Genomic DNA, 5,937 nt, shown 5'->3' on the forward strand with positions numbered 1-5,937 from the left:
GGCGGGGCGGGCCGCGTCCGTGAAGGTCGCCTCGTACCGCTCCGGCGTGATGCCCGAGGCGAGGATGGCGCCGAGGAGCGCGACGCCGAGCGCCGAGCCGGTCTGGCGGCTCGTGGAGGCGACGGCGGCGGCGACCCCGGCCTGGGAGCGGGGCATCCCGGAGACGGCCGTGTTGGTGATGGGCGCGTTGACGAAGCCGAAGCCGAGACCGAAGAGGACGAAGGCGGCGACGAGGGTCACGGTGCGGGTCTGCCCGTCGAAGGCCGCGAAGAGCACCCCGCTCGCGGTCATCCCGAGCCCCGCGATCAGCAGCGGCACCCGCGTGCCGCGCGCCCCGACCAGCCGCCCGGACAGCGGCGCGCTCACGAAGGTCACGGCGGCCATCGGCAGCATCCAGAGCCCGGCGTGCAGCGCGCTGTAGTGGCGGACGTTCTGGAGGTAGAGCGTGGAGAGGAAGAGGAAGCCGCCGAGGCCCGCGAAGCCGCACACGGCGATCACGGTCGCGCCGCTGAAGGGCAGGCTGCGGAAGAAGCGCGGGTCGATGAGCGGTTCGGGCCTGCGCAGCTCGTAGGGGAGCAGCAGCGCGACCGCGAGGACGGCGAGCACCGCGCAGCCGAGCACGAGCGGCGAGGTGAGTCCGGAGTCGGGGGCCTCGATGATGCCGAACGTGAGCGCGGCGAGCAGCACGATGACGAGGAGCTGCCCGACCGGGTCGGGGCGGCGCCCGTGCGGAGCGCGGGACTCGGGCACGAAGAGCGACAGCAGGACGAGCGCGGCGACGCCGATCGGGAGGTTGAGCCAGAAGATCGAGCGCCAGCCGACCGTGTCCACCAGCACCCCGCCGATGAGCGGGCCGGCCGCCATCGAGAGGCCCACGACACCGCCCCAGACCCCGATCGCGCGAGCGCGTTCGCGCGGGTCGGTGAAGGTGTTCGTGATGATCGACATCGCGACCGGGTTGAGCATCGAGCCGCCGACGGCCTGCACCATGCGGAAGACGACGAGCAGCCCCAGGTTCGGGGCGACGGAGCAGAGCGCCGAACCGAGGGTGAAGACGATCAGCCCGATACGGAAGACACGGCGGCGGCCCACGCGGTCCGCGGTCGAGCCGGAGAGCATGAGGAGCGAGGCGATGACGAGCGTGTACGCGTCGATCGTCCACTGGAGCCCCGAGACGCTCGCGTCGAACTCCTTTTGCAGGTCGGGCAGGGCGACGTTGAGGACGGTGTTGTCCAGGGAGACGATCAGGAGGCTCATGCAGCAGATGGCGAGGACGGCCATGCGCCGCCGGTGACTCAGCTCGGGCATGAGCAGCATCGTAAATCATTAGTACGCTTTACTAACTAATGACCGTGCCTGTGGACAACCGGTTTGGCCTCGCGCGGCGGTACGTGACAATGGGGGTATGTCCTCCGCAGTCCCCCTCGCCACCGATGCCACCGCCGCCGCGCGCCCCGCGCCGACCGCTCCCGGGACCCCCGCCGGCCCCGCGACGCCCCCCGCCCCGGCGGTCGCCGCTCCGCTGGCCATCGGCCCGTACGCGATCACGCCGCCCGTCGTGCTCGCCCCCATGGCCGGGGATCACCAACGCGCCCTTCCGCACGCTGTGCCGGGAGTTCAGCGGCGGCAAGGGCCTCTTCGTGAGCGAGATGATCACGACCCGCGCCCTGGTCGAGCGCAACGAGAAGACGATGCGGCTCGTCCAGTTCGGCCCCACCGAGACGCCCCGCTCGATCCAGCTCTACGGAGTGGACCCCGCCACGGTCGGCAAGGCGGCCCGCATGGTCCGCGAGGAGAACCTCGCGGACCACATCGACCTGAACTTCGGCTGCCCCGTGCCGAAGGTCACCCGCAAGGGCGGTGGCTCCGCCCTCCCGTACAAGCGGCACCTGCTGCGCGCGATCCTGCGCGAGGCCGTCGCGGGCGCGGACGGCCTCCCGGTCACGATGAAGATGCGCAAGGGCATCGACGAGGACCACCTCACCGCGTTCGACGCGGGCCGCATCGCCGTGGACGAGGGCATCACCGCGATCGCCCTGCACGGCCGCACCACGGCCCAGCACTACGGCGGCACGGCGGACTGGGACGCGATCGCCCGCCTCAAGGAACACGTCCCCGAGCTGCCGGTCCTCGGCAACGGCGACATCTGGACCGCCGAGGACGCCCTGCGCATGGTCCGCGAGACCGGCTGCGACGGCGTCGTCGTCGGGCGCGGCTGCCTCGGCCGCCCCTGGCTCTTCGCCGACCTCGTCGCCGCCTTCGAGGGCGCCCCGCGCCCCACCCCGCCGGGACTGCGCGAGGTCGCCGCCGTCATGCTGCGGCACGCGCGCCTCCTCGGCGAGTGGCTGGAGGACGAGGAACGCGGCGTGATCGACTTCCGCAAGCACGTCGCCTGGTACCTCAAGGGCTTCTCGGTCGGCTCCGAGAAGCGCCGCGCCCTCGCCACCACCTCGACCCTCGCCGAGCTGGAGGAGGGCCTGCACGCGCTCGACCTCGGCCAGCCCTGGCCCAGCGCGGCCGAGGGCCCGCGCGGGCGCACCTCGGGCAACAACCGGGTCGCGCTCCCGGACGGCTGGCTCAACGACCCCTGGGACCGCGCGACCCTCGGCGAGGACGCCGAGTCGGAGACCTCGGGAGGCTGAGAGGCGGCGGGGAGAGGGCGGAGAAAGGGCCGGTCGGGGGCGGGACGGGGCGGCCGGGGCGGCAGGAGCCGCCGCCAGGGGGCCGTGCCCGCGCGGACGGATGCGATCATGAGGTGACGCGAGAGCAACGCGAGCTCGCGGGAACCGAGTTGCAGAGGAAGGCACGCCCATGAGTTCTCCCCTCGACGACCGTATGCAGCGCCTGGAGCAGGAACTCAACACGAGCGTGCCGCACTCCGCACGCATGTGGAACTACTGGCTCGGGGGCAAGGACAACTACGAGGCGGACCGCAAACTGGGCCAGTACATGGCCGAGACGTACCCGCAGATCAAGGAGATAGCGCGCGCCTCGCGCGCCTTCCAGGCCCGCGCCGTGCGCCACCTCGCGGGCGAGGCCGGAATCCACCAGTTCCTCGACCTCGGCACGGGCCTGCCCACCGCCAACGCGACGCACGAGATCGCCCAGTCCGTCGCCCCCACCGCGCGCATCGTCTACGTCGACCACGACCCGATCGTCCTCGCCCACGCCCGTGCCCTGCTCACGAGCGGCCCCGAGGGCGCGACCGACTACGTGCACTGCGACCTCGCCGACGCCCCCGCCGTCCTCGCCGAGGCCGCGCGCACCCTGGACCTGACCCGGCCCGTCGGCGTCCTCATCCTCTCCACCCTCGGCCACGTCCCGGACAGCGACGCCGCCCACGCCCTGCTCCGCTCCTACCTCGACGCGCTCCCCGCGGGCAGCCACCTCGTGCAGTGCGACACCATCGAGACGCCCGAGTCGAAGGCGGCGTCCGAGGAGTACGAGGAGGGCGGCGCGATGGCGTACCGCTCCCGGCCGCGCGAGGAGATGGAGCGCTTCACGGAGGGCCTGGAGGTCCTGGACCCCGGCTTCGGCTCCATCGACCTGTGGCGGCCGGAGGCCCCGCTCGACCGCGACCCCGTCGAGCAGTGGGGCTTCGTCGGCCGCAAGCCGTGACCGGTGAGCCCTGACGTGCGGGCCCGGGCGCGGGTGCGGGCCCGGGCGCGCGGGCGCTGAGCGGGCGCCGTTGTCGGGGGCCCGTGGCACGCTGGCGTGATGAGCACTTCACCGCGCACGGGGGACGGCGGGGCCGAGGCGCGCCGGCTGCGCGACCTCGCCGTCCTGCGCCGGGTACGGGACCGCATCCACCGCGAGTACGCGAGCCCGCTCGACGTCGAGGCCCTCGCGCGCGGCGCGCACATGTCGGCCGGCCACCTGAGCCGGCGGTTCCGCCTCGCCTACGGGGAGCCGCCGTACGCGTACCTCATGACGCGCCGCGTCGAGCGCGCGATGGCGCTCCTGCGACGCGGCGACCTCGGCGTCACGGAGGTGTGCTTCGCGGTCGGCTGCGCCTCGCTGGGCACGTTCAGCACCCGGTTCACCGAACTCGTCGGGATGCCGCCGAGCGTCTACAAGGAGCGGGCCGCGCGGGCGGCGGACGGGGCGGGCGAGGGGGTCCCCGCCTGCCTCGCCAAGCAGGTCACCCGACCGGTCAGGAATCGAGAAGCGCCCGGCTCCCGGCCCGCTTAACGCCGGGTGCATGGACCTCACACTGCACACCACCGTCCTCCCGCACACCGACCCCGAGGAGTCCCTGCGCTTCTACCGGGACGTCCTCGGCTTCGAGCTGCGCACCGACGTCGGCCAGGGCGCGATGCGCTGGCTCACGGTCGGCCCGAAGGGCCAGGACAGCATCTCGCTGCTCCTCGCCCCGCCCGCCCTGGACCCCGGCATCACGGACGAGGAGCGCCGCACGGTCACGGAGATGATGGCGAAGGGCACCTACGGCTGGATTCTTCTCGCGACCAAGGACCTCGACGGCACTTTCGCGACGCTCTCGCAGGCGGGCGCCGAGGTCGTCCAGGAGCCGGTGGAACAGCCCTACGGCATCCGCGACTGCGCGTTCCGCGACCCGGCGGGCAACCTGATCCGCATCCAGGAGGTGACCTGATCCGCATCCAGGAGGTGGCCTGAGACGGCAGGGGCGGGGGCGCCCGCCGGAGAGCGGGACGCCCCGGCCGCCTAGCGTCCCGGAGTCCCCCTCAGCTCCGCCTCGATGAGGTCCGCCGCCCGGGCGGTCCCGCCCTCCGCGAGGGCGTCCGCGCGCAGGCGGGCCGAACGTCCGGCCACCTCCGGGTCGCCGACCAGGCCGGACAGCGCCGCCCGCAGCCGCTCGGGCGTCGCCTCCTCCGTGTCGAGACGCCGGGCGACGCCCAGCTCGACGAGGCGGTCCGCGTTCGCGAACTGGTCGACTGCCTGGGGGACCGCGATCATCGGGACGCCCGCGAGCAGCGCCTCGCCGCAGCCGCCCATGCCCGCGTGCGTCACGAAGGCGTCGGCGGCGGCGAGCACCGCGCGCTGCGGGACCCAGGAGCTGACCTCGATGTTCGCGGGGAGCGGCCCGAGCTCGGCCGGATCGACGTACGCGCCGATCTGGAGGACCACGTGCCAGCCGGGCAGCCCGCCGAAGGCCGCGACGCACGCGCGGTAGAAGGCGGGTTGCCGGGTGTACGCGGAACCGAGTGAGACGAGCAGTACGCGCTCGGCGTCCGCCGGGCGTTCCCAGGTCTCCGCCCCGGCGTCGAAGCAGGGCCCGACGAAGGTCACGACATCGGTGTCCACGCGGTCCGCGTGCGGCTGCATCGCGCGCGGTACGAGGGCGAGCGAGCGCGCGGGCGGGCACATGAAGGCGTCGACGTCCCGCGTCGTCGCCCCGCACTCCGCGAGCCACCGCGCGAAGCGCTCCTGGTACGCGTCCGCGCCCGGCAGCGCCTTGATCTGCGCGCCGACCTCCTCCGCGTACCCCTCCCAGCCGACGAAGGCGGGCGAGAGCTGCGCGAGCGGCCTGCCCTGCGCCTCGGCGAGCGCGCGGGCGTGGTAGGCGCCGATGTCGTAGAGGTACAGGTCGGCCGGGTCGCGGTCGTAGGCGGCGCGGAGCTGGGGGAGGGACTGGACACCGTCGTCCAGGAAGAGGCCCATGGCGCCGATGGGGTCGTCGGGCCACGCGTTGTCCACGTGCGGCAGCACCGTGGTGAAGGGCACGAGCCGCGCGCCGGTCGGCTCCACGAGGTGCGCCGCCGAGGGGTCGGTCGCGTACGTCACCCGGTGGCCGCGCGCGACCAGCTCGCGCACGATGTCGAGGCTCGGCCGCATGTGGCTCACGAGCGGGGCGCACACCATCGCGATGTGGGCAGGGGCAAGTGGCATGGGAACACACTCGTTTCAGGTCTACGGGAGTACGGGGGCAGCGCGGGCCGGGCACACCGGCGCGGGGCC

Annotated in this window: 5 protein-coding genes and 1 pseudogene; 4 read left to right on the forward strand and 2 right to left on the reverse strand. The window is 73.6% G+C overall.

The features are described 5' to 3' along the window. The coding region (locus tag SSBG_RS20950) for an MFS transporter (RefSeq protein WP_037871709.1) at positions 1-1,308 on the reverse strand (1,308 nt) is incomplete at its 3' end. 97 nt (positions 1,309-1,405) lie between these two features. Here SSBG_RS20950 and dusB point away from each other — a divergent pair. From dusB to SSBG_RS20970, 4 genes and pseudogenes are all read left to right on the forward strand, one after another. Beyond that, positions 1,406-2,642: pseudogene (gene dusB / locus SSBG_RS20955) on the forward strand (tRNA dihydrouridine synthase DusB). Between the two features lie 169 nt (positions 2,643-2,811). After that, positions 2,812-3,618, forward strand: coding sequence for an SAM-dependent methyltransferase (locus tag SSBG_RS20960; RefSeq protein ID WP_008748070.1), 807 nt, complete (start codon positions 2,812-2,814; stop codon positions 3,616-3,618). A 99-nt stretch (positions 3,619-3,717) separates the two neighbouring features. Beyond that, positions 3,718-4,191 carry a helix-turn-helix transcriptional regulator gene (locus SSBG_RS20965; protein WP_008748071.1) on the forward strand — a complete coding sequence of 158 codons (474 nt, stop codon included), beginning with the start codon at positions 3,718-3,720 and terminating at the stop codon, positions 4,189-4,191. 10 nt (positions 4,192-4,201) lie between these two features. Further along, a complete protein-coding gene (locus SSBG_RS20970; protein ID WP_008748072.1) occupies positions 4,202-4,612 on the forward strand; it encodes a VOC family protein in 411 nt (136 codons plus the stop codon). Between the two features lie 71 nt (positions 4,613-4,683). Here SSBG_RS20970 and SSBG_RS20975 read toward each other — a convergent pair whose 3' ends face one another. Beyond that, positions 4,684-5,868: a macrolide family glycosyltransferase gene (locus SSBG_RS20975; RefSeq protein ID WP_008748073.1), complete on the reverse strand. Its 1,185-nt coding sequence runs from the start codon at positions 5,866-5,868 to the stop codon at positions 4,684-4,686. Positions 5,869-5,937: the final 69 nt, after the last annotated feature.

The sequence above is a fragment of the Streptomyces sp. SPB074 genome (assembly GCF_000154905.1).
Taxonomy (GTDB): Bacteria; Actinomycetota; Actinomycetes; order Streptomycetales; family Streptomycetaceae; genus Streptomyces.